The sequence below is a fragment of the uncultured Chitinophaga sp. genome (assembly GCF_937898475.1).
Lineage (GTDB): Bacteria > Bacteroidota > Bacteroidia > Chitinophagales > Chitinophagaceae > Chitinophaga.
Window position 1 is genome coordinate 83,674 of the sequence record NZ_CALEJS010000012.1, and the last position, 23,564, is coordinate 107,237.

Below are 23,564 nucleotides of genomic sequence, written 5' to 3' on the forward strand. Positions count from 1 at the left end.
ATGTACGATATCTGTTGTATTGGGCATATCACACTTGACAAGGTTGTTACTACAAAATCTGTGGTGCATATGGCGGGCGGCACTTCTTTCTACTTCTCTAACGCCATCCGCAACATGCATGTTAAATATGCGCTGGTAACTGCGCTGGCCGAAAGCGAACTGCATATAGTAGAGGAGCTGAGAGGCAAAGGCATTGAGGTGGAGGTATTACCCAGCGTGCACACGGTTTACTTTGAGAATATTTATTCAGAGAACCAGGACCACCGTACACAAAGAGTGTTACAGAAAGCTGACCCCTTTACCGTGGAGCAGCTGTTAAATATCAATGCCCGTATCTTTCACCTGGGGCCGCTGCTGGCTGATGATATTCCCGTAGAGCTGATCAGGGCCCTTGCCGCCAAAGGCAAAGTGTCACTGGATGTGCAGGGGTATCTGCGCAAGGTGGAAAACAAACAGGTGATCCCCATCGACTGGCAGGCCAAGAAAGAAGGTTTACAATACATCCAGACCCTGAAGGCCAATGAGTCTGAAATGGAAGTGCTGACTGGTTTTAAAGATGTTCGCAAAGGTGCACAGGTGCTGTATGAATGGGGCGTGAAAGAAGTGGTGATCACCCTGGGCAGCATGGGCTCTGTAATCTACAACGGCCGCAATTTCTATAACATCCCCGCATATGTACCCGCCGCTGTAATAGACGCCACCGGTTGTGGCGATACCTATATGGCCGGGTTCCTGTATCAACGTATACAAGGCGCTTCCTTACAGGATGCAGGCGAATTTGCCGCTGCAATGGCCACCCTTAAGATACAGTCTTCCGGTCCCTTTACCGGTACCCGTGAAGATGTACTGAGCCTGCTGGCCAATACAGAAAAGCAGATGGTGATCCCGCAGTGATCTATTCCGCCTTCAGGCTTTTAACAGGATTTACCAGCGCGGCCTTTACCGCTTTATAACCCACTGTCAGCCAGGCAATGGTAATTGACAGCACAATGGCCAGCACAAAGATGCCCGGCGTCATTTGCGTGTGATAATGAAATCCGGCCAGCCACTGCTGCATAAAATAATACCCTGCCGGGGCAGCTATCAGGAAGGCAATTCCCACCAATATGGTAAACTCTTTCGAGAACAGGTATACAATCTGCAGCACAGAAGCGCCCAATACCTTTCTTATACCCACTTCCTTTGTTTTCTGCACGGCCATAAACGATACCAGCCCGTATAGTCCCAGGCAGGAAATACAGATAGACAGTATGGCGAACATTTTAAACAGCTGGGCGGTCTGCATTTCCGTTTTATAGAAGCGTGCGATCGTTTCATCAAAGAATGTGCAATCGTAGATATACGTTGGGTACACTTCAGTAAAGATCTTTTGCACCTGTTTCAACGTACTGCTGATGGCTTCGGGCCGCAAACGAAGTACAAGTTCACCATATCTGCTATAGCCCGATGTGATAGCAGCGGGATGAATGGATTCCTGCAGCGGGGTATTATTGTAATCTTTTAATACACCCACTACTGGAAGCGTTTCTCCTTCTGTAAAGTGGATGGTCTTGCCCAGGATCTCTGCAGCTGACTTCAATCCTAATTTTCTCACCAGTGTTTCATTTACCAGCAGTTCCCTGGCGGTATCGCTGGGGTAGGGAAGACGGCCTGCTGCCAGGCTCATACGGAAAGTATTAAAATATCCGCTGTCTGCATACAACATTTTAATGCTGTAAGGCTGTTTATCAGAATGGTGATCAAAAGAAAAGTCGCGGTACCATCCTCCGCCGGAGCTGGGCTCGCTGGAACATAAGCTGGCGGCTGCTACACCAGGCAACTGCTGCAGCTGCGTTTTCAAGTAATTGTATTTTGTTTTCAGAGAACTGTCGCTGGGCAGATCCAGCAGCACTACCGCCTCTTTTTCAAAGCCCAGGGGCTGACTTCTGAAAAACTGAAGTTGTTTTAACACCACCAATGTTCCTATCACCAGCAGTTGCGCGATCATGAACTGGAATACCACCAATCCCCTGCGCAACGAAATACCGCCTACCGTTCTTGTACTGACTTTACTTTTTATGGCCGCTATGGGATTAAAACCAGACAATACCATAGCCGGGTAGAAGCCCGCCAGCAGTGTAAGCACTATACCGGTTAACAGCAGGTATATTATAATAGAGGGATAATGCAGCAGATCCAGCACCAGTTTTTTCTCCATTAACCGGCACAGGTAGGGGACGGTCATCCAGGCCAGTATCCCACCTATTATCAGCGCAATGAATGTGAGCAGTGCGGTTTCGCCCAGGTATTGTTTCACCAGCTGGGTGCGGCTGCTGCCTAATGCTTTGCGCACGCCGGTCTCGCGTGAGCGGTTAACAGATTGTGCCGTGGCAAGATTGATAAAATTGATACAGGCCACCAGCAGCAGAAAGACGCCGATAAGGGCCAGCGCGCTCAGTTGCCCGGTTGACAGGCTATCACCCTTCAGTGTACCGAAACGCTTGTCCAGGTGCACTTCCCTGAGGGGTTGAAATAACAGTGAGCTTACATGTGCAGTCTTGTTTTCATCCTCCCGGTAGTTCTGTTTAACAAAAGCGGGCAGCCGTGCCTGCAGCTTTTGTATATCGTGCCCCCGTGACAGTAATACAAAACATTGTGCCCCGCCTGATAAGGAACGCCAGTCGGTTTCTTCCGCTTTTAACCGGGCGCCGTTATCAAGGTGCTGATAGGTGGCAAATGAAGCAGCAATGCGTATGGGAACATCCGTATTTTCCGGCAGATCTTTAAAAACACCAACGATACGTAAAGGCACGCGGTAAGACCATAACTGTATGGTTCTTCCTACAGCATTGGCATAGTCCCCGAAATAATTCCTGGCAACGCTTTGAGAGATCACAGCCGTGTTGGGCTCCTCCATTCCTTTGGCGTTACCGGCTACCCAGTTAAAATCAAAAATGTCAAACAGTGCGGGTTCTGCAAAAGAGATCCCGTCAGATTCCTTAAACCGCTTTTCATCTGTCCCGTTTTTCCCGGGAATATAGATCTGCGCTCCACCCACTGATTCCATCACGGCTACTTTTTCCAGGGAAGGAAAATGGCGGCGCAGTGCATTCGGCAGTGGTGCCGGTGCTAAGCTATGTGTCCAGGCTATCTCACCATTACTGCGGCTGCGGGAGATGGTCACCATCCTGAATATCCTGTCGCGTTTACTTTGATAGCCGTCATAGCTCATTTCATTGCGGATCACGAGGAATATCAGCAGGCTGGCGCCAATACCTATTGCCAGTCCAAGAATGTTGAGCAGGGAGAAAGCTTTATTTCTCCATAGGGTGCGGAAAGAGCGTTTTAAGAAGCTGTTGATCATAACAAAGGTGTATGCCACCTGTATACAGAAAACGGGCCGGAACCCTAGTTAGTTCACTATCAATTAAATAGCTGTAATACAGGGGGCCTGGATGTTCGCTGGCGAACGTTTACCCGTTCACAACCGAACAACTATACAACCATTATTCAACACTGTTGCCTGCATCCATTTTTGACAAGATCTTCCGGTCAATATAAAACGTGCCGAAAGGAATAAAGCACGCCAGCAATACTTTCCAGGTGGTGTTGCCGAACTTCCATCCATAAGCTACGCCAACACTGATCGTATTAATAACAAAAAGCAGGAATAACAGCCCGTGCAGAGGTCCCATCATTTTAACAAGGGAGGGATCGCCCCAGGCATATTTTAAGGGTACCCCAATGCCAGATAATATCAGTAAAGAAATGCCTTCCAGGAAACCGATCAGGCGAAGCCGCCCTACTTTGGTGGTGAATAATGTTTTCATCATTAAAAGTGTCTTAAATAAGGCCTGTGTGCCAGCGGCGAAAAAGGCCAGGGTATGGTTACGAATATCATGATCAGGGCCAGTATGAACCAGAAGGCCATTACGTTGAACTTTTCCCGGTCTGTGGCCTGGCGTTTAGCCATAGAAGATCCAACGGTAATGAGCACAATGGAGGTGGTCATTCCAATAATATGGATCAGGCCAAAGAACAGGAATTCCGGCTGGTGTACAGCCGTTTTGAAATTGGTCCTGAAGTAACTGATCACCGGGCTGTTGAAATACAGCGCATAACCTATGATCAGCTGAATGTGAGCGATGGTGGCCGTAAAATGCCTGGCCCGGTTGTCTGTAGCGGTAAAGGGAAGCCGCTTTATACGCCCTCTGACGCCCCTGATGATAGCGTAAACAAGGCTGATCAGCACAAGCCATCTCCACAGCGAGTGTGTGAATAACAGAAATGAATACATGAATTATATTTTATTTGCTAATGCGCGTATCCGTAACAGGTCATAGGGAGCAGGTGCCCCAAGGAAAAACCAGAGGGCCAGTACAGCATCACATACTGCGCAGCCGGCAGAAGAGCTGGGGCTGAATGGTACAATGGGATTGCCGTACAGGTGATGTACAATATCCCAGCAGCTATGCATTATCCAGCCGATACCGATAAAATAATAATGCCGCAGACCTTTATAAGCTATGAAGGCAGCCACGGAGCAATAGGCAAATTCCCAGCCTCCCAATCCGCCGCTGAGATATGCGGCGCCTGCCCCGCCTACCATAATAGCGTTAAATTTCTGTCTTTCAGGTTCTTTTATTAAAGAGGAGAGAAGGATATAGATCATGGCGATCACTACGGCTATTCCCCCGTTCAGCATAGTGAATTCCGGATGAAGTTGTGTTCCCATTTGTTCTTCTTTTTGCTGTGCAAAGCTCCGAACAAGGGGCGCTCATTGTTAGGACAGACAGTGGGATTTTTAGGACTTTTCAATCCTTGCCCGGAACTCGGATGGTGTAAGGCCCTCGTACTTTTTAAACAGTCTTGTAAAATAGGATTGATCGTCTATGCCTACTTCAGCAGCTATCTCGCTGATAGAAAAGCGGGTCTGGCTTAACAACACCTTGGCTTCCAGCACAATGGTCTCGTCTATCCATTTACCAGGCGATTTGCCGGTGATCATCTTCACCGTTTTGTTCAGGTGATTGGGAGAGATGTTCAGTAAGGCCGCATAGTCGCTTACCAGGTGGTGCTGACGGATGTTGGCGAACAGCAGGGCTTTGAACCGGTTGGTAAGATTAACCGCCATGGTCTGTGTACTGGCAGATACCGGCTGATAGGCAGTATTAGCTTCGCAGAGCAGGGCAATAAAATAGGGTTGAATGATATTCGGGGTATTGAGCCCGTTTTGCGTGTATTCATGCAGTATGCGCCTGAAAAGGTGTAATATGAACCTGGATGTTTGCTGCGGAAGCACAATGCGCGGATTGCCCCATACCTGCAGGAACTCAAAATCTTTCAGCAGCTCGCTACCCCCGAATTTACCGGTAAGTATATCTTCATGGAAAGAACAGAGATAGCCTTTGTTTACATCATTCTCGCCAAAAGAAAAAACCTGGCCGGCCGGCACGAACAACATCTGGTCTTTATGGATGGTATAGGATTCGCTGCCGATCTTCATATTAGCTTCCCCCGAAGTCAGGTACAGGCAGGAGTGGGTAAGCGACCTGCTGGCAGGCACCGCCTTTGTTACATGCCGGTACATTTCTTCCAGTTTTACAACCAGGAACTTTTCGTAACCTGCTTTCATAAGGCCCATCAGCTCATCAGAAGGCATGAACCGGGGAAGAAAGGAGGTTGGGTCATAAACATTGATCTTGCTTTTACTGCGCATGGATAGAACGTATGCTGATTCTTACGGAAATTTCCAACTGACCGGTAAAATTAGGGTTTTAGCTTTATTTTGTGTGGATATGAATTAACATACACTGTCCAACCATAAAACGGAGAATAGTATAATCCATCAACATAGCAGATTTGTCTATTTCCTGTTCAACATGCAGAGGATAGTTTTACCCTGAATTCCCGGATATGAACTGTAAACAAGCAATGACTTTTAGGCGACTGATCATTCTTCCCTTATTACTGCTGACGCCTGGCGCCGTATCTTTCGCGCAGCAGCAGCCCCTGCGTTTATGGTATGACAAACCAGCCGCTGTATGGGAGGCCACCCTGCCGCTGGGTAATGGCCGTTTGGGTATGATGCCTGATGGAGGAGTGAATGCAGAAAAGATTGTGCTGAATGATATCACCCTTTGGTCGGGCGCCCCGCAGGATGCCAATAATTACGAAGCCTATAAACTGCTGCCGCAGATCAGGCAGTTGCTGGCAGAAGGCCGTAATAACGAGGCCCAGGACATTATGGATAAATCCTTTACCTGTACCGGGAAGGGATCTGCAGATGTGCCCTTTGGTTGCTTCCAGACCCTGGGCAACCTGGAGCTGCGCTATGATTACAAGGGAGTGGCGGATAGTAATATCGCTTTTACTGATTACGAAAGAGAATTGTCCCTGAATACCGCCCTGGCAAAGACTACCTTTAAAGTGAACGGAGTTACTTATACCCGGGAGTATTTTACCAGCTTTGGGGATGATGTAGGTTTGGTGCGGCTCAGGGCTTCCCGTCCGGGACAGCTGAACCTGCAGATTACCATGAACCGCCCTGAAAGGGCCACCATAAGCACAGCGGGTAACGTACTGCAGATGAATGGCCAGCTGGCCAGCGGTACAGACCAACCAGGCATGCAATACCTGGGGCAGGTAACGGCCCGGCTTAACGGCGGACGGTTAACTACAGATCATCATTCACTGTTCATCAAAGATGCTACGGAGGTGCTCATTGTTGTTTCGATGGGCACTGATTTCCGTAGCCCGCGTTTTAAGGAACGTGTACAGCAGCTGCTGGCTGCTGCTGTGAAAAAGCCTTATGCTGTGCAGCTGCAGGAGCATACCACCAATTATCAGAAACTGTTCAACCGCCTGCATCTGCAGCTGGGCGCCACCAGTGCAGACCAGCTGACTACCGACAAAAGACTGGCTGCTTTCCAGGAGCACCCGGAAGCAGATGATGCCTTGTCTGCACTATTTCTCCAGTTTGGCAGGTACCTCAGTATCAGCAGTACAAGAGTTGGACTGTTGCCGCCAAACCTGCAGGGCCTGTGGGCCAACCAGATCCAGACGCCCTGGAATGGCGATTACCACCTGGACGTAAATGTGCAGATGAATCACTGGCCGGTGGAAGTGACCAACCTCTCCGAGCTGAACCTACCACTGGCAGCGCTGGTAAAGGGATTGATCGAACCCGGACAACGTACTGCCAAAGCCTATTACAATGCAGAGGGATGGGTAGCCCACGTGATCACTAACATATGGGGATTTACAGAACCGGGAGAAAGCGCTTCCTGGGGCATTACCAAATCGGGCTCCGGCTGGTTGTGTAACAATCTCTGGGAACACTATGCATTCAGTAACGACAAAGCATACCTCGCCGATATTTATCCCGTACTGAAAGGGGCGGCACAATTTTACAGCAGCATGCTGGTGAAAGATCCGCATACAGGCTGGCTGGTAACATCGCCATCCTCCTCGCCGGAAAATTCTTTCCTGCTGCCTGATGGAAAATCTGCCAGTATTTGTAACGGGCCCACCATCGATAACCAGATCGTACGGGAACTATTCACCAACGTGATCACTGCATCCAGGGAACTGGGGAAAGATGATGACTTCCGCAAAAAACTGGAAGCGCAGCTGCTGCAGATCCCACCGGCGGGCATAGTAGGGAAGGACGGCCGCCTGATGGAGTGGCTGGAAGACTACCGGGAAACAGAACCGCATCACCGCCATCTATCGCATCTGTATGGTTTATACCCGGCGCCTTTGATCACTCCCGACGCAACGCCAGATCTGGCGGAAGCCTGTAAGAAAACGCTGGAAGCGAGGGGAGACGATGGCCCCGGATGGTCTATCGCCTATAAACAGCTTTTATGGGCCAGGCTGCACGATGGCAACCGCGCCTATAAACTATTTAAAGACCTGATGCGGCCAACGCTGAAAACCCATATCAATTATGGCGGTGGAGGCGGTATCTATCCCAACCTCCTTTCTGCTGGTCCTCCCTTCCAGATAGATGCCAACTTTGGCGGTGAAGCGGCGCTGGCAGAAATGCTGCTGCAAAGCCATGCCGGGTACATAGACCTGCTGCCCGCCATTCCTGATCAGTGGAAATCTTTTGGGACGGTTAAAGGACTGAAGGCCCGTGGAAATATGACCGTAGACATCAGCTGGAAGGATGGCCGTGTAACAGATTACCGTATTTCCTCAGCAGTTCCGCAGCAGGTAAAAGTAAAGGTGAACGGGGAGATGCAGCAAATTATGACGGCGAAAATTTAGAAATATCAGTACGAAACTATAAATTGGATACTCATTTCCGGAACTCTTACATCATGCAGGCAAAAGTATATTTAACCACGTTATCCGGTGTATTGCTGAGCGCCCAGTTTGCAATGGCGCAGCAGATCACCATTCCCGTTCAGACAGCACACCACGCACAGGTGTTGCAGGTAACAGACAGTAAAGACCTTAACACCATCTATTTTGGTGAGAAGCTGGCCAACGACGCCGAGTATGCAATGGTGCAAAGTACCTACCGTCAGTCAGGCGATTATACCAACCAGCTAAGCGCTGCTTATACACCGGCTGGCTCCCGCAGCCTGGCAGAACCTGCAATAGCAGTGACGCATGCAGACGGCAATAATTCCCTTGATCTGAGATACGTCAATCATGAGCTGACAAAGGTAGATGACAACGTGTCCCTGTTGAAGATCCGCTTAAAAGACCCGGTTTATGATTTTGAAGTAACGCTTTTTTATAAAAGCTGGTTTAAGGAAGACGTAGTAGAGCAGTGGAGCGAAATACGCCACCGCGAAAAAGGCAATGTAGTGCTGCACAAGTTTGCATCTGCCAATGTTCACCTGCAGGCGCCCGCTTACTGGCTTACGCAGTACCATGGCGACTGGGCCAAAGAAATGCAGCCAGAAGAATCTAGATTGACACACGGTATTAAAACCCTGGACACCAAGCTGGGTACCCGCGCTAACCTCTTCCAGCCTTCTGTGTTCATGGTCTCCCTAGGCAAGCCCGCCACAGAAGATGAGGGTACTGTGTTGTACGGTGCAGTGGAATACAGTGGCAATTTCAGGGTAGACCTGGAACTGGACCCGCGGGATAATCTCCGCATTATCGCCGGTATCAACAATTACGCATCTGACTATACGCTGGCGCCTGATGAGGTATTCACTACACCTGCTTTCCTGTACACCTTTTCAGGCTCCGGTAAAGGTGATGCCAGCCGCAACCTGCATCGCTGGGCCAGGAACTATAAATTGCTGGATGGTAAGGGTGAAAGACTCACGCTGCTGAATAACTGGGAGTCTACCTATTTTGATTTTAACGAAGAAAAGCTGTTCGCCCTTTTTAAGGATACCAAAGCCCTGGGCGTAGATCTGTTCCTGCTGGACGATGGCTGGTTTGCCAACAAATATCCCCGGAACGACGATCATGCGGGACTGGGCGACTGGCAGGAAAACAAGACCAAGCTGCCCAATGGCATTACTTCCCTGGTAAAACAGGCGCAGGCAGACGGCGTAAAGTTTGGTATCTGGGTAGAACCGGAAATGGTGAATCCCAAAAGCGAATTGTACGAGAAACATAAAGATTGGGTGATCCGTCAGCCGAAGAGAGAAGAACATTATTTCCGCAACCAGCTGGTGCTGGATCTGAGTAATCCACAGGTACAGGAGTTTGTGTTCAGGGTTATTGATGACCTCTTCACTAAAAGTCCGGATCTGGCCTATATCAAGTGGGACTGCAATGCTGTGATCTATAATGCTTATTCTGCTCACCTGAAAAACCAGTCGCATTTCTTTATCGAATACATGCGCGGGCTGTATAAAGTATTGGAGCGCATCCGCAAAAAGTACCCCACTGTGCCGATGATGTTATGCTCCGGTGGTGGCGGCCGTGTTGATTATGCCGCATTGCAATACTTTACTGAATTCTGGCCCAGTGATAACACGGATCCGCTGGAACGCATTTTTATGCAATGGGAGTATTCTTATTTCTATCCGGCTATCAGCAGTTCCAATCACGTAACAGACTGGGGCCGTCAGCCGCTGAAGTTCCGTACCGATGTGGCGATGATGGGCAAGCTGGGTTTTGATATTGTAGTGAGCAAACTGGGTGAGAACGATCTGAAGTATGCACAGCAGGCAGTAAAAACCTATGACGCAGTCAAACATATTATCTGGCAGGGCAACCAGTATCGCCTGGCAAATCCGCGTGAAGGCAGCGTGGCGTCTGTTCTGTACCTGGATGAAAAGCAGTCTTCCGGCGTAATCTTCAACTACCTGGTGAACAACCGGTACGACGAAGGCAGTAAATTACCTATCCGCCTGAAAGGGCTTAAAGCCAGTGGAAAGTATAAGATAAAGGAAGTGAACCTTTATCCCGGTACAACATCTACCATTGATGCTGAAAAAGTATATTCCGGTGATTTTCTCATGAAAGTGGGCTTTAATCCCGATGTAAATAGCCGTCGTACCAGTGTGGTGCTTCAGATAGATGAGGTATAAGGCGCAGCAGGCAAGTGCACCGCACCGTTGTGCTCATCCCCGTAATCACCGGTTAAGGCGCTGTAGTTAACATTTGCCTGGAAATGTTGATGGCCAGTGTATCCATTGGTTTAAGCCGGACGGTATCCTGTTTTATGATCTGTTCATTCGGGATACTGTCTGTGCCGGACAGCTGGTGGATGATGTTCAGCAGGTAGGGGTGATCAGGGCGTACAACCAGGTAGCGTTGTGTATTAACGATGACCCTGAAGTGGTCCTGCGGTTTTTGCAGACCCGTAATATCAAGATATAAATCAGTACCGGTTTCGGTGACAGGGCTGCGGCATACAATGATAGCGCCTGTCTGCATTACAATATCCTGAACAATATTATTTTCCTGCAAGCGGTTAGCGGGCAATGCCAGCTGACTGAAATAGAGCAGCGGCGCCCGGTTGGGACCTGCTTTGTAGGGGTTTTTGTATTGCTGCTTTTGTTGCGCTTGTGCGGGTTCTGCCAGCAGCCGTAGAGCGGCTTTTTGATAGTGCGTATCAGCCGTATCGGTGTACCGGTTGATAGTGCCGCGCCTGGTGGTGATCGTATACTTTCCCTCCTGGTCTGTTACGGCGGCTGCCAGCGGTGTATCTTTAGCGGATGCGGGAACAGCCTGCAGTATGACATGGATGCCTGGTACCGGTTGCCTGCTTTGCTCGTCCAGTACCTGCCCACTGATGGTAACGGCAGAGGAGGGGGCCTGTTTACAGGCCTGTATGATAAAAAAGACCAGCAATACAGGTATTAAACGGGTATAGCAGCTTGATGTATACATGTGTTGCAAGATAAATAAAACCGGCGACTGCCACTATGATCATGGTTTTGGCCGTGGATCAGTATGTGATCGTGAATTTGATTGGCTGCCGGACAACTGCAGGCGCTATTTTACCTCTTAGTTTTCCGGGCGTCCACCGGGGCATTAATGAAACTACGCGGATCGCTTCGGCATCCAGGGATCTTCCACTTCTCCCTCTATTTCAATATCGCCGACAGCTCCATCGGTGTTTATAACAAATTTTACAATGACGGTGCCGTCATATCCATTTTCCATTGCAATAACGGAATACCTGATTGTCTTTGTAAAAACTTTCCCCGGCCCTTATCTCCACCAGGGAAAACAGGCGCTTCCATCAGGTGGTCATAGGCAGCGCTTGTACCGTCATTGTCGAACCTGGTTCCTTTAACAAATTCCCCGTCTGCGTATTCCTCTTCGTAATCCTTTAGCCCGTTTTTATGAAAGCCCAGCCAAAGACCATCCTTCTGCCCGTTCTTAATCGTACCTTTGCTCAGTACTATACCGGTTGTATCATCGCGCTGCTGGTAAAAACCATTGCCATTTACCACTTCCGGCAGACCCGTGCTGTCCCAGCTGTTATCCAGAGTAAAAACAAGTGGATCAGGGATAGAATCACCCTTCAGCTGTGCATAGGTATATTGCTCCTTCATCTGGCCGTTATTGTAATATTCAGTCCACTGGCCTGTGGGTATGCCTCGTTTATACTGGCCCTTCTTCAAAGGCTGTTGTTTTTTGTTATACCAGGTACAGGGACCTTCAGGTATAAGGTAGTGCCTTGAGGAGGAGCCCATTTGGCGGAGCAGCACGCCACGAATGGTGTACTCGTTTACCTCATACCGGGTTCTTATAACATCCAAACCGGTAAATACTCTTACATACGCAGCTCCATCTTTGAACGGCAATTGGTTCCAGTTCTTATCATAATATTTATAGACAACACCATCGTTAGGACCGTCGTTCTGGGAAAGAACAGGTAATGAAAAGGTACAGCAGATTGCAAGGAGTAAGAAAAGTTTCATGATACAGGGATACAGATTTAATTCCGCAAAGTTAAACGGTTATTACCATACTCTCTATAAAATGAGTACACTCCGACTTAAATTCATCGCATAAATCCAGTATTATTGAAGTGCCTTGCCTGCTGGCATTGTCTTGAAGGATAGAAAAAATGCGTTTCGCTCTTTCGGGATCCAGCCCGCTCATGTTTAAAATAACATGGGGCGTCCGCGATAATGTAACCAGCAGCGCCAGCAGCTTCTGATCCCCGCTTATCAGGGACGACAGCTTCGTGCCCGGAGAAAACTCAGTGCTCTTATACATTTCTGCAATAGCAGGGCTGGAAGGATTGCCAGCCTTATGCACATAATCTTTTATGCTCACGGGAGAGAAGAGCCGTTTGAGAGATGTGCCCGGGCTGTAATCCACATAGGCAAAAGCAGGCGCAATATCGCTGGTCTGCCGTTTGATGTGATCCGCAAAGGAGGAAGTCAGCCAGGAGAATAGCGCGCCATGAGGCAGTTTGATTACTACAATATTACCCCTGGAAACGGTGAAAGAGGGGATAAGGACAGTGCCTAATTGTGTTTCGGGTATCAGTACAGGCATAGATATTTTCCTGGCCTTCAAAGGTAACATATTTTGTATATTACTATTAAATAGAGCAGAAATGAGATACTTAAGAACATACTTATTTTTAATGTCTGCTGTGATCACATTCCACGCAAATGCCCAATCAGGTGGCAAAAATAACCAGGTAAGAACAGCCAATGGTATTGTAGAGGGAACGATTGAAAAAAGCGGTATCCGTTCTTTCAAGGGAATTCCTTTTGCGGCGCCTCCTGTAGGGGACCTCAGGTGGAAAGCACCCCAGCCGGTTAAAAACTGGGCAGGGGTACGGAAGACAGATCATTTTGGTCCGCGTACCATGCAACTGCCGGTTTTTGGCGACATGGCCTTTCGTTCAGACGGCATGAGTGAGGATTGTTTATACCTGAATGTATGGACACCCGCAAAATCAGGTAAAGAACGGTTGCCGGTTCTGGTGTATTTCTACGGCGGCGGCTTTGTAGCCGGCGATGGTTCAGAAGGCCGTTACGATGGAGAGAGCATGGCGCAGAAAGGCATTGTAGCTTTAACGGTAAATTATCGTTTAGGCGTATTCGGATTTCTTGCGCATCCTGAATTAACAAAAGAGTCGCCTCATCATGCTTCCGGCAATTACGGCCTGCTTGACCAGGCGGCGGCATTAAAATGGGTGCAGGAGAATATCGCTGCCTTTGGCGGTGATCCAGCCAGGGTAACCATCGCGGGTGAGTCTGCCGGCTCTGTTGCGGTGAGTGCACAAATGGCTTCTCCTTTATCTAAAAACCTGTTTGCCGCAGCTATCGGGGAAAGTGGCTCCATATTAGGTGCGTTACCTGCCCTGCCACTTAGCGAAGGCGAGAAAACAGGTCTTGAATTTGCCGAGGTTGCCGGCGCTAATTCCCTCGCGGAGCTCAGGGCTATGAACGCAGATTCCCTGTTAACCCTGTCCGGGAAATTTGGCCCTTTCCGTTTCAGCAGAACGGTAGATGGTTACTTCTTCCCGAAAAGCCCTTACGAGATCTTTGCAGCGGGAGAACAGGCTCAGGTGCCGCTACTGTTAGGCTGGAACAGCCAGGAAGGCGACTATCGTGGCATACTGGGAAATGAGCTGCCTACAAAACAGAATTTCGTGAAGGCTGTACAAAAGTTATATGGCGGCAAGGCCGCTGAAATATTGAAAGTCTATAACCCGGCTACAGATGAAGATGTGGAAAAGGTGGCTACAGACCTTGCCAGTGATCGTTTTATTGGCTTCAGTACCTGGCGTTGGGCGGATATGCATACAAAAACCGGTAAAGGTCCGGTATACCGTTATTACTACGAGCGTCCCAGGCCGGCTGTACGTCCCGAACTGGGTAATGCCACGCCTGGTTTGGCCGGCGGCATTCAGCGGAATACAGATGCTGCTAAAAAGCCGCCAGCTCCGCCAGCCAGGGGAGCCGTTCACTCTGCAGAGATTGAGTATGCAATGGGTAACCTGGATCACAATAAAGTATTTGCCTGGACGGACGATGATTATAAAGTATCCCGCATCATGCAGCAGTACTTTGCCAACTTTATTACAAAGCATGACCCCAATGGCCCAGGGCTACCGGTATGGCCTGTGGCCAACAGCACCCAACCTGTTGCTGTAATGCATATTGATGTGAATACAAGGGCAGAACAGAGTAAACATGAAGATCGCTTCCTTACACAGGTTAAACTAACCACTGAATAATATTTAGTACATCATTGTTGAATGAGGCCTGTAAATCTAGGTTTGCAGGCCTTTTTTATTTGCCCTTCATGGATGTAATGTTCTATTTAACTACCAGAAATTTCTATAGGGGAACAGCAATTTGCAGTTGCTGTCTTTTCAGCGGCGAAGGTATAAAGCTGCAGTTTTCATTCTTCTACCACCAATTTTGTGTCGCAAGATGCAATTTTGTGACTGTACTCCACAATTTTCTATAAGGGAACAGCAATTTAGGGTTATCAACCTGTATCATTGATGGGCTCTTGAGCAGTTTGCATTTGGGTACCGTATGTAATGAATGGCTGACCAGCAATTTGTCTTTTCTCTCTAGCATGTTGGTATAAACAAAAACAGCAAATTGCGATTATTATTCCCCGTTTGAGCTGAACAATACCGCAATTTGCTGTTACGAATTAACACCATTCAGGTGTTATGCTTCGTCAACCTGTTTCGGAACCGCTTTTGAGCTGTTGCGCCCCGGAAACCGTTGTTTTAAATCTTTTACAATGCTTTGAGTACCTTGTACTCCGTTGTTTGCCGCTCTTTTGGCGGAATTGTAAAAGATGAGAGCAGCACCGTAGCTCTCGTTGCCTGCTACCATCAAGGTGTCATCAAGCGCCTCGATCAGACTTTGCAGTGGCTGGATCACTTTGGTAAGTGACTTTGCCAGCTCCCAATCCTTCCTGAATTCCGGTACCTTCAGGTAAGGTGGAACCAGGTGAGGATTCCCTTCTGCATATGCCAAAGCTTTTTCCACAAACGCCAGGGATTTGTCTCCCATTCGGGAATATCCCTGCCGTTGATTTGGACTAAGCTTTAACAGAAAAGGCAGTTGTGATTTGATGGTCGTAATGGACTGTTGGATAGTGTCCATAGCAATGCTATCGATACTTTCAGATAGCTGGTTTTCTTTAACCATTGTTTTTAATTTGGTTAACAATACAATTAATTATCGGGCTTAAAATAGGAACATTATTGAAACTAGAATGTGAATCAGCTGTTAATGGCTAAAAGAAATTTTTTGAACAGTATTAACCCACATTATTCCGCTTCCTGTACTCCTTTGGCGATATTCCCATCAACTTTGAAAACATTCGTGAAAAATAATACGGATCATCCATTCCCAGTTTTTGCGCTGTTTCTTTAACGGTAATATCGGGCAACAGCAGATACTGACAAGCCTTTTGTACCTTCAGGTGATTAAAGTACTCTACCGGTGCATAGCCTGTTCTTTCCCTGAAGATCGTTGAAAAATAGGATACCGACAGGTTCGCAAATTCGGCAAATTCATTTAGTGTAATCCTGGTATGGATCTTCTGCTGCATCAGGTCCAGTGTGGATGCAATCACGTCTTTCTCTGCCGAATGCTGGATATAATTGAACTTGTCCTCGTATAGTAATGACGATAAGAAGTGATAGAAGATCATGTTCACATACCGCAGGTTGTCTGCCGTATATCCTCTTTCCAGGTTGGAATAGATATCCTCAAATAACTTTATACGGTTCTCATTATACGGAAGGTAAGGCTTATAATTTTTGGCATGCTGCAGTATAAGGTCTACAATATATGCGGCCAGCTCTCCTTTAAAATGTATCCAGTAGATAGTCCATGGATCGTCTTCGTTGGCAGAATAGGTGTGTGGTGTATTCATCGGTATAGTGACGAACTGTGATGGCTGGATCTCTACCCGTTTCCTGTCTATCTCCACCCATCCGCTGCCCTCCACACAGTAAATAATAATATGTTGCCCTACCCCGGCAGAGCGCTTGATATAGTGGCCCCTGGCTTTAGGATAGTATCCTATGTCAGTAATATAGATCTGCCTTGTGATCGGGTCTTTTGTCAGGAAATCAGTGCTGATCTTTTTGGGCAGCACAATAAGCCGCTGCCCCTCAAACCCTTCCCGCTTTCTCGCAACTTTCTCTTTCATGCCTAAAGATATATTTTCTTCAATTTCGGAAAAACCGAATAAAAATCCATCATCACCGAAAAAAACACTATTCCCTGTTTTAAAGCGAACTACGAATTTTGGGACAGATCATTTTCCACGGGGACTAATTAATCGCAAGCGCCACGCTCAATGTAAAATTCATGTTATGAAGAAATGCTTTACATCCTTCTATCTATTACTACTAGCCGCAGGTATATGCATCCAGGCGGCTGCACAAACAAGACAGCTAAAAGGAAAAGTGCTCGATGCTGGTACAAAAAAGCCGCTGCCTTTTGTGACTATTACCAACACAGTGAACAAAAAGGCTTCTCAGAAAACAGATGCTGACGGAAATTTCACGATCAGTATTGACGGTAAGGCCACCCTGGTTTTCAGCTATGTAGGCTACAAACCTTATACTGCCAGCGTATCTCCTTCAGATACCGCTATCACTGCATTGATGGAAACGGATATCTCCGGGCTCAACGAAGTAGTGGTGATAGGCTACGGCTCACAGAAAAAGAAAGATCTTACCAGTGCTGTAGCCAGTATCTCCGGCAAGGAGCTAAGCGAACTGCCAGTAACGAATATCAATAGTGCCCTGCAGTCACGGGTACCCGGTGTACAGATTAACAGCGGGGGGTATCAGCCCGGCGCAGGAACCAGCATCCGGATCAGGGGTATTAATACCCTCAATACAGATGGGTCAGGTCCCACTTATGTTGTAGATGGCGTGATCATGACCGGGGATATCAGGGAGCTGAACCCCTACGATATTGAATCCATAGATGTGCTGAAAGACGCTTCTGCTGCGGCTATCTATGGCGCCAGAGCAGCTTCCGGCGTGGTGATCATCACCACCAAAAAGGCGAAGGCTGGCAGATCCAGCATAGATTATAACGGCTACTATGGTATACAGAAGATCTACCGCAGCTATGACTTCATTGATGGGAAGGATTATGCCAACCTCAGGCGGATCGCATTGAGCGATGAGGATCCCGTTGCCTGGCCGCTGAACGATCCGGAAACTGATAAACAGGTGTTCAGTCCCACAGAGCTTAAGAGCCTGGCGCAAGGCAAAACATACGACTGGCCCGGGGCTATTACCCGGGTGGCGCCGATGCAAAGCCATACCCTGAGTATTGCCAATGGTATAGGCCGTAATAAGATCTACCTGAGCGGTAACTACATGAACCAGGACGGTATTATCGTTGGTTCCAACATGAAACGTTATTCCGTAAAAGGTAACATGGAATCCGCAGTTACAGACAAACTTACCATGGGCCTGAACAGCAACTATTCCCATATAGAAACTGATATAGTCAGCAACGAAACATACTATAACGCAGTTACTATGAGCCCCCTGAGACCCATTTACGATTCAGCCGGCAAGCCGGTGATAGAGGTAGACCCGGGTACCGGTAACATCAGTGTGAACAACCCGGTGGTACTGGCCAGGGATGCGATCAACCATAGTGTAGATGATCGCCTTATCGGAAACCTCTTCCTGGAATATAAAGTGCTGAGTAACCTTAATTTCCGTTCCAGCCTGGGTATAGATATCTATAAGAACCAACGCTTTGAATATTACCCGCGTACAACCGTGGGAGACGGCTACCTGAAACAAGGAGTGGCAAAAGTGCAGAACTTTGGCTACCGCGACTGGGTTTGGGAAAATACCCTGACCTACGACTATAACCCCTCTGAACAACATTCCTTCAATGTACTGGGCGGCTTTACCTTCCAGAAAAGAAGGCAGGAATGGAACCAGGACGTGGCTTCCGGATTCCCTACAGACGAACTGACCTACCGTGATATGAAACTGGCCACCCGCCGTGATGCTATTTATAGCGATTACTATGACTGGGCAATCAGCTCTTTACTTGGCAGGGTGATCTATAAATTTAAAGACCGGTACATCTTCAACCTTACCGCCCGCTATGATGGATCTTCCCGTTTCGGCGCAGACAACCGTTACGGCTTTTTTCCCTCTGTCAGTGGCGCATGGCGTTTGATTGACGAACCTTTCATCGGCTTCAAGCTGAAGTCTATGGTTAATGATGCCAAGATCAGGATCAGCTACGGTGTGATCGGTAACCAGGATATCAGTTACGACAGGATCTTTGCCCGCCTGAACTCCGCCAGCTATCCCTTTAATGGCAACAGCCAGACCACCGGTTACCAGCAAGGTTCCAGTCAGGGTAACCCCGGCCTGAAGTGGGAAAGCCAGCACCAGTTTAATACCGGTTTCGACCTGGCATTCTTTAACTCAAGGATACAGGCCACATTCGATTACTACAACAAGAACATCCGTAACCTGCTGCTGGATCAGACATTGGCGCCTTCGCAGGGCTTTAGTAATAAGACCATCAACATTGCGTCCATGAATACCAAAGGCGTGGATATCGGGTTGAAATTATGGCCGGTGAAGACCAGCAATTTTGATTGGCAGATCAATCTTAACTGGTCTAAGTATACTTCCAAAATCACCGGACTCTTACCAGGCCGCGATTCACTCAGCCCCACATTGAAAGTAGGAGAGGCGCCCAACAGCCTGATCGTAGACTATGTATTTGACGGCCTTTACCAGGAGGGAGATGACTTTAAACTGAATCCTAATGGCAGGCCAGGTGATATCAAGGTAAAAGATCTGAATAACGATGGTATCATCAATCAGTATGATCGTACCATTGTTGGCCGCACTACTCCCAAAGGCTGGGGCGGTGTCTGGAATTATTTCAGGTATAAGCGGATCTCCATGACCATCTTTACCACCTACATGTACGGTCATGACGTGTATAATAAGGCCTACACTGATTTTCTGTACGTAGGGGCAGGACGCAATGTGATCATAAAAGACGGCCTGAACTATTGGTCGCCTGCCAACACGAACACCGATATACCCAGGCCCAATGCTTTTGGCAGCGCATTGAGAATGTTGCCCAACGGCTCTTCCAGCTATGCGGTGGAGAAAGGGGATTTCATTCGTGTAAGGGATATTTCCATGGCCTACGATTTTTCCTCCACCCTGCTCAGTAAAGTAAAGTTACGATCGCTGCGCGCGTATATACAGGTAACAGAGCCTTTCCTGTTCACTGGCTTCCGAGGTATTGATCCGGAGATCACCGGCGCCACCAGTGCAGAGATCTATCCAAGGTATCGCACCTTCTTATTTGGCGTAAACCTGGGTTTATAATTTAAAAACTGAAACAATGAAGTCATCAACATATAAGTATTCCAATTTACGCACACTTCTTGTGGGATGTTTGACCATAGCGGGCCTGGTATTTACCGGTTGTTCAAAGCAGCTGGATATCAAACCGGAATCGTTCATTTCACCTGAAGAGCTATATAAAGATGAAGCGGGAGTTAAATCCGGACTCGTAGGTATCTATCGCCAGTTGCTTGACCTGAAGCGCAGCGATTATGTAATAGTGGGTATGGTAGGAACAGATGAAGGAAAAACCACCCTGTTTGTACCGACCTGGGGTACCTACTGGCAGAACTTCTGCGCAGTGAACACCTATTCTACCCTGATGACGGCGCAGAATGATGTGATACAAAACTTCTGGGCGGTATGTTACAAGGGCATTGGTAATGCCAACGTTGCTATCAGGTACATACAGCAAGCCCCAGTTAGCGAGGAGGTGAAAAACAAGGCAATAGGCGAGGCAAAGTTCATGCGGAGCCTGTTCTATTTCTACCTGGTACAGCTGTATGGTGGTGTACCGCTGCCTACTGAAGCAGAGAATCCTGAAGCAGACGCAAAGGGAGGATATCCCCGGAGTAATGAAGATGAGGTATACAACCTTATTATATCGGATCTCCAGTTTGCCATGAGCAATCTTGACAGCAAGGCCGGCGCCGGGCAAAATTCCGGCAAAGCAACCAAAGAAGCTGCCAGGGCGCTGTTAGGCAAAGTATACCTGACCCGCAAAGATTACAACAATGCAAAGGCTACATTGGAGCCTTTATTAAGTGCACCTAACGTATCTTTAATGTCAGATTATGCGGATCTCTTCGTGGAGGCTAATGAAAATAACATCGAATCCCTGTTCGAAATACAGTTCTCCAATGAAGATGGTAACACCAGTAACCTGGCGCAGAACCTGGGTTGCTGGCAGATCAACGATCCAAGGTTGCCGGGTGCAGGCGGGCATGTGATCATTCCAACAGACTACTACTTCAATAGCTTTGAAGATGGTGACAAGCGTAAAGATGTTTCTTTTCGTACCCTCTTCCTTGATAAGGACGGTAACCCGGTAGATTATTCCTGGTGGTCTGACGTTGGAAAGCCGCACATGAAGAAGTTTGATATTACAAAAGATGTTTCCGTCAGTGCATCTTATTCCTCCCGCAATCTTTACTATCTGCGACTGGCCGATGTGATACTGATGTATGCTGAAGCGCAGAATGAGACAGGTGAAACGCCGGGCGCTTTGCAGCAGCTGAATAAGATACGCAGCAGGGCGGGTTTGGAGAGCTACGAAACCGTACATGGCGGCGTGCCTTCCCAGGATCAGCTGCGAAAGGAATTGATGCTGGAACGTATGCGCGAGTTAGGCTTTGAAGGATGGCGCTGGTTTGACCTTAAACGTACCGGCACGCTGCTGACAGAAGTGAAGGCCCACAACCCGGATGCGGCGCCCAATATGCAGGAAAAGCACCTTTTATACCCTATACCAGCGAGAGAGTTTGAAAACAATGCAGCCTTACAGCCTTCAGATCAAAATGCCGGTTACTGATGAATTGTATGTATAAAGAATGGATATTGTCTGTAACATGTTTTTTCTTCCTGGGCACCGCAAATGCCCGGCAGATAAACGACAGCCTGGTGCTATCCAATCAGCATGTCAGGCTGGTTGCCGACAAAGCCACCGGTAAGATCAGCTATTATTTCAGTAACGGCGTAAGTCTGCAAAACACGGTAGCCTGCATGGAAGATGTTCATGCAGGTTACCTTGTAAGCACTGCTTACAGCAAACACCGGGTAAGTACATCACCGGTGCAGGATGCATTTGGCAATGGAACGCGTTTGCAAATTGAACATGAGGATGACAGACTGCCTGTAAGGCTGATACAGCATGTTATTCTCTATGAAGACAAGCCTTTTTTGCTGGTGAGTTTGGATGCTGAACCCTCCAGGGGAGCAACACCACCGGAAGCCTGGGATGGACTGCCGGAAACCAGGTATATATCACCGCTGACAGTCCTGCCTTCAGATAAAGGACGTGTATTTGTTCCCGGCCAGGAACCCCGTATCCTCGATGTGCCTTTTGATAACGATAACTGGGTAAAGATCCTTACCAGGCAATGGCCGGCTGACACGGCAAAACCTGTTACAGGTACCAGTTATGAGTTTGCCGCATTGTACGATAGGAGTACACTGTCAGGTTTGGTTGCCGGCAGTATTACGCACGACTGCTGGAAAACAGGTATTGCGTACCATGCCAGCGCTTTAAAGGGAGAACTGGATTCCTTCAGGATATACGGCGGCGCTGCCACCGAAGATAACAAAACGCTGCCGCCCGCATACGGCGGATTGGACGGCACACACGATCATGCACCGCACGGAACGGTTCGCGGTGCTGCCGTGCAATCACCTGTGATATACCTCGCCGGCAGTAGTGATATGCGGAATGATTTTACTGGCTACGGCCATGCAAATGTGATCCGGAACGGCCGGCAGGAATGGAGGGGATATGCGCCTGTATACTGGAACAGCTTTGGTGTGGAAGGGGTGCTGGGATATTCCAAAGTAATGATGCCACCGGGCGTGGCCAAAATATCAGATTTTATACATACCCTGGATAACTTCAATAAGTATGCAAAACCGGTACTGAGCATTGATTCTTACGATCAGAACATCTATACCACAGACCTGCTGGCATCGCTTGGCAGGTACGGTAAAAAGCGGAACCAGCAGCTGGGCTTTTACTTTATACCTTTTGCTGTGTGGACCTGGAAGAATACCGTAGATCAGACAAAACTAAGCGGCACCAGTATTCCCCTGCGCGATGTAGTGCTGAAAGATAAGAACCGGCAACCCATTGCTTATAAGGATGGCGACTGGGGCGCCTATGCAATTGATCCAACCCATCCTGCTGTAAGGGAGTATATTATCAGCCAGCTGAAGAAAGCGAAAGCCATTAACGCCACCTTTCTTAAAATAGACTTTTTAACAGCCGGCTCACTGGAATCTGTTACCCGTTATGACAGGAACGTGCGTACGGGAATGCAGGCATATAACCAGGGGATGAAGATGCTGCGTAACCTGGTAGATACTATCATGGGGCCTGATATATTCATTACCCAGGCTATATCACCTATGTTTCCGCACCAGTATGCACATACCCGGTTTGTGTCTACGGATGTTTATTCCCATCTCAGGGACGACCAGCCGGGTTTTCCCAGCTGGGGCAGCACTGAGGCATCGATGGCAACCGGTTCTTTTATGTGGTGGGTACAGGGCACGCTATGGCCCTATACCAACCTGGACGTGGCCATTATGCAGCATTTTCAGAAGAATCCGGACTTGACGGAGCAGGAGATCAAAGTGAGGATCTATAGTATGATGACCATGGGCAGCATATTGGGCGACGGCTCCGATTTCAGGGAGCAGCTGGCCGCAGAAAGGGCGAAGCGTTTCCTGAATAACCCGGAGGTATGCGCCTTCTTCAGCCATCCCAGGGCATTCACACCCCTGCGTGTGTCGGATGGCGATTCAATGGATCAGCAGCTGTCTTTTTATTTGAAAGGGGACACTACCATGCTGGCCCTTTTTAATTTCGCAACACAGCAAACATTTACGGAAACCATACCGTTAAAGGATATTGGCCTGGATAACAGGAAATATGCTATTACGGAGTTGTTAACCGGGCAGTCATTAGGACAGGTAGCGCCAGGCCAGGCAGCCATTTCACTGACAGTGCCAGTGAAAGACGCCATGCTTGTAAAGCTGGTACCTGTAAATGATTAGCTCTTAAATAATTTCT

Annotated in this window: 18 protein-coding genes; 7 read left to right on the forward strand and 11 right to left on the reverse strand. The window is 48.2% G+C overall.

What is annotated here, in order from left to right:
• Entirely contained in the window at positions 1–894 is an 894-nt protein-coding gene (locus Q0577_RS03755) for a PfkB family carbohydrate kinase (protein WP_298732948.1), read from the forward strand.
• A gap of 1 nt (position 895) precedes the next feature.
• On the opposite strand, the gene Q0577_RS03760 is transcribed toward Q0577_RS03755, so the two are convergent.
• The 5 genes from Q0577_RS03760 to Q0577_RS03780 form a co-directional block, all read right to left on the reverse strand.
• Positions 896–3,343, reverse strand: coding sequence for an ABC transporter permease (locus Q0577_RS03760; RefSeq protein ID WP_298732950.1), 2,448 nt, complete (start codon positions 3,341–3,343; stop codon positions 896–898).
• Between the two features lie 142 nt (positions 3,344–3,485).
• Positions 3,486–3,812, reverse strand: a complete 327-nt coding sequence (locus tag Q0577_RS03765; protein ID WP_298732952.1) for a DUF3817 domain-containing protein — start codon at positions 3,810–3,812, stop codon at positions 3,486–3,488.
• Positions 3,812–4,276 (reverse strand): hypothetical protein, encoded by a 465-nt coding sequence (locus Q0577_RS03770; protein WP_298732954.1) that lies wholly within the window; start codon positions 4,274–4,276, stop codon positions 3,812–3,814. Before Q0577_RS03770 ends, Q0577_RS03765 begins: the two co-directional genes overlap by 1 nt.
• A gap of 3 nt (positions 4,277–4,279) precedes the next feature.
• Entirely contained in the window at positions 4,280–4,714 is a 435-nt protein-coding gene (locus Q0577_RS03775; RefSeq protein ID WP_298732956.1) for a DUF6010 family protein, read from the reverse strand.
• 69 nt (positions 4,715–4,783) lie between these two features.
• Complete coding sequence (locus tag Q0577_RS03780) at positions 4,784–5,698, reverse strand: AraC family transcriptional regulator (RefSeq protein ID WP_298732958.1); 915 nt, start codon at positions 5,696–5,698, stop codon at positions 4,784–4,786.
• 215 nt (positions 5,699–5,913) lie between these two features.
• Between Q0577_RS03780 and Q0577_RS03785 the strand changes: the two genes are divergently transcribed.
• Together Q0577_RS03785 and Q0577_RS03790 are read left to right on the forward strand one after the other, a co-directional pair.
• Entirely contained in the window at positions 5,914–8,253 is a 2,340-nt protein-coding gene (locus Q0577_RS03785; RefSeq protein WP_298732960.1) for a glycoside hydrolase family 95 protein, read from the forward strand.
• A 53-nt stretch (positions 8,254–8,306) separates the two neighbouring features.
• On the forward strand, positions 8,307–10,493 hold the full coding sequence (locus Q0577_RS03790) for an alpha-galactosidase (RefSeq protein WP_298732962.1): 2,187 nt from the start codon (positions 8,307–8,309) through the stop codon (positions 10,491–10,493).
• 52 nt (positions 10,494–10,545) lie between these two features.
• On the opposite strand, the gene Q0577_RS03795 is transcribed toward Q0577_RS03790, so the two are convergent.
• From Q0577_RS03795 to Q0577_RS03805, 4 genes are all read right to left on the reverse strand, one after another.
• Positions 10,546–11,298 (reverse strand): hypothetical protein, encoded by a 753-nt coding sequence (locus tag Q0577_RS03795; RefSeq protein ID WP_298732964.1) that lies wholly within the window; start codon positions 11,296–11,298, stop codon positions 10,546–10,548.
• A 153-nt stretch (positions 11,299–11,451) separates the two neighbouring features.
• On the reverse strand, positions 11,452–11,574 hold the full coding sequence (locus tag Q0577_RS27200) for an energy transducer TonB (protein WP_366883814.1): 123 nt from the start codon (positions 11,572–11,574) through the stop codon (positions 11,452–11,454).
• Positions 11,541–12,338 carry a hypothetical protein gene (locus tag Q0577_RS03800; RefSeq protein ID WP_298732966.1) on the reverse strand — a complete coding sequence of 266 codons (798 nt, stop codon included), beginning with the start codon at positions 12,336–12,338 and terminating at the stop codon, positions 11,541–11,543. The genes Q0577_RS27200 and Q0577_RS03800 overlap by 34 nt, the downstream gene beginning before the upstream one ends.
• 31 nt (positions 12,339–12,369) lie before the next feature.
• A complete protein-coding gene (locus Q0577_RS03805) occupies positions 12,370–12,954 on the reverse strand; it encodes a hypothetical protein (protein ID WP_298732968.1) in 585 nt (194 codons plus the stop codon).
• 61 nt (positions 12,955–13,015) lie between these two features.
• On the opposite strand from Q0577_RS03805, the gene Q0577_RS03810 reads away from it, so the two are divergent.
• On the forward strand, positions 13,016–14,620 hold the full coding sequence (locus Q0577_RS03810) for a carboxylesterase family protein (protein ID WP_298732970.1): 1,605 nt from the start codon (positions 13,016–13,018) through the stop codon (positions 14,618–14,620).
• A 448-nt stretch (positions 14,621–15,068) separates the two neighbouring features.
• On the opposite strand, the gene Q0577_RS03815 is transcribed toward Q0577_RS03810, so the two are convergent.
• Complete coding sequence (locus tag Q0577_RS03815; RefSeq protein ID WP_298732972.1) at positions 15,069–15,557, reverse strand: hypothetical protein; 489 nt, start codon at positions 15,555–15,557, stop codon at positions 15,069–15,071.
• 112 nt (positions 15,558–15,669) lie between these two features.
• Positions 15,670–16,569, reverse strand: a complete 900-nt coding sequence (locus Q0577_RS03820) for an AraC family transcriptional regulator (protein ID WP_298732974.1) — start codon at positions 16,567–16,569, stop codon at positions 15,670–15,672.
• 166 nt (positions 16,570–16,735) lie between these two features.
• Between Q0577_RS03820 and Q0577_RS03825 the strand changes: the two genes are divergently transcribed.
• Genes Q0577_RS03825 through Q0577_RS03835 form a run of 3 tightly spaced genes read left to right on the forward strand, consistent with a single transcriptional unit; the run spans position 16,736 to position 23,548 of the window.
• On the forward strand, positions 16,736–19,765 hold the full coding sequence (locus Q0577_RS03825; RefSeq protein ID WP_298732977.1) for a TonB-dependent receptor: 3,030 nt from the start codon (positions 16,736–16,738) through the stop codon (positions 19,763–19,765).
• Positions 19,766–19,781: 16 nt separating this feature from the next.
• Positions 19,782–21,314 carry a RagB/SusD family nutrient uptake outer membrane protein gene (locus Q0577_RS03830; RefSeq protein ID WP_298732979.1) on the forward strand — a complete coding sequence of 511 codons (1,533 nt, stop codon included), beginning with the start codon at positions 19,782–19,784 and terminating at the stop codon, positions 21,312–21,314.
• Positions 21,314–23,548 (forward strand): hypothetical protein, encoded by a 2,235-nt coding sequence (locus Q0577_RS03835; RefSeq protein WP_298732981.1) that lies wholly within the window; start codon positions 21,314–21,316, stop codon positions 23,546–23,548. The genes Q0577_RS03830 and Q0577_RS03835 overlap by 1 nt, the downstream gene beginning before the upstream one ends.
• The last annotated feature ends 16 nt before the right edge of the window (positions 23,549–23,564 follow it).

Coding starts and splice junctions, on each gene's coding strand:
- Q0577_RS03755 (WP_298732948.1), top strand. CDS start 1: ATGTACGATATCTGTTGTATTGGGCATATCACACTTGACAAGGTTGTT.
- Q0577_RS03760 (WP_298732950.1), bottom strand. CDS start 3,343: ATGATCAACAGCTTCTTAAAACGCTCTTTCCGCACCCTATGGAGAAAT.
- Q0577_RS03765 (WP_298732952.1), bottom strand. CDS start 3,812: ATGATGAAAACATTATTCACCACCAAAGTAGGGCGGCTTCGCCTGATC.
- Q0577_RS03770 (WP_298732954.1), bottom strand. CDS start 4,276: ATGTATTCATTTCTGTTATTCACACACTCGCTGTGGAGATGGCTTGTG.
- Q0577_RS03775 (WP_298732956.1), bottom strand. CDS start 4,714: ATGGGAACACAACTTCATCCGGAATTCACTATGCTGAACGGGGGAATA.
- Q0577_RS03780 (WP_298732958.1), bottom strand. CDS start 5,698: ATGCGCAGTAAAAGCAAGATCAATGTTTATGACCCAACCTCCTTTCTT.
- Q0577_RS03785 (WP_298732960.1), top strand. CDS start 5,914: ATGACTTTTAGGCGACTGATCATTCTTCCCTTATTACTGCTGACGCCT.
- Q0577_RS03790 (WP_298732962.1), top strand. CDS start 8,307: ATGCAGGCAAAAGTATATTTAACCACGTTATCCGGTGTATTGCTGAGC.
- Q0577_RS03795 (WP_298732964.1), bottom strand. CDS start 11,298: ATGTATACATCAAGCTGCTATACCCGTTTAATACCTGTATTGCTGGTC.
- Q0577_RS27200 (WP_366883814.1), bottom strand. CDS start 11,574: ATGGAAAATGGATATGACGGCACCGTCATTGTAAAATTTGTTATAAAC.
- Q0577_RS03800 (WP_298732966.1), bottom strand. CDS start 12,338: ATGAAACTTTTCTTACTCCTTGCAATCTGCTGTACCTTTTCATTACCT.
- Q0577_RS03805 (WP_298732968.1), bottom strand. CDS start 12,954: ATGTTACCTTTGAAGGCCAGGAAAATATCTATGCCTGTACTGATACCC.
- Q0577_RS03810 (WP_298732970.1), top strand. CDS start 13,016: ATGTCTGCTGTGATCACATTCCACGCAAATGCCCAATCAGGTGGCAAA.
- Q0577_RS03815 (WP_298732972.1), bottom strand. CDS start 15,557: ATGGTTAAAGAAAACCAGCTATCTGAAAGTATCGATAGCATTGCTATG.
- Q0577_RS03820 (WP_298732974.1), bottom strand. CDS start 16,569: ATGAAAGAGAAAGTTGCGAGAAAGCGGGAAGGGTTTGAGGGGCAGCGG.
- Q0577_RS03825 (WP_298732977.1), top strand. CDS start 16,736: ATGAAGAAATGCTTTACATCCTTCTATCTATTACTACTAGCCGCAGGT.
- Q0577_RS03830 (WP_298732979.1), top strand. CDS start 19,782: ATGAAGTCATCAACATATAAGTATTCCAATTTACGCACACTTCTTGTG.
- Q0577_RS03835 (WP_298732981.1), top strand. CDS start 21,314: ATGAATTGTATGTATAAAGAATGGATATTGTCTGTAACATGTTTTTTC.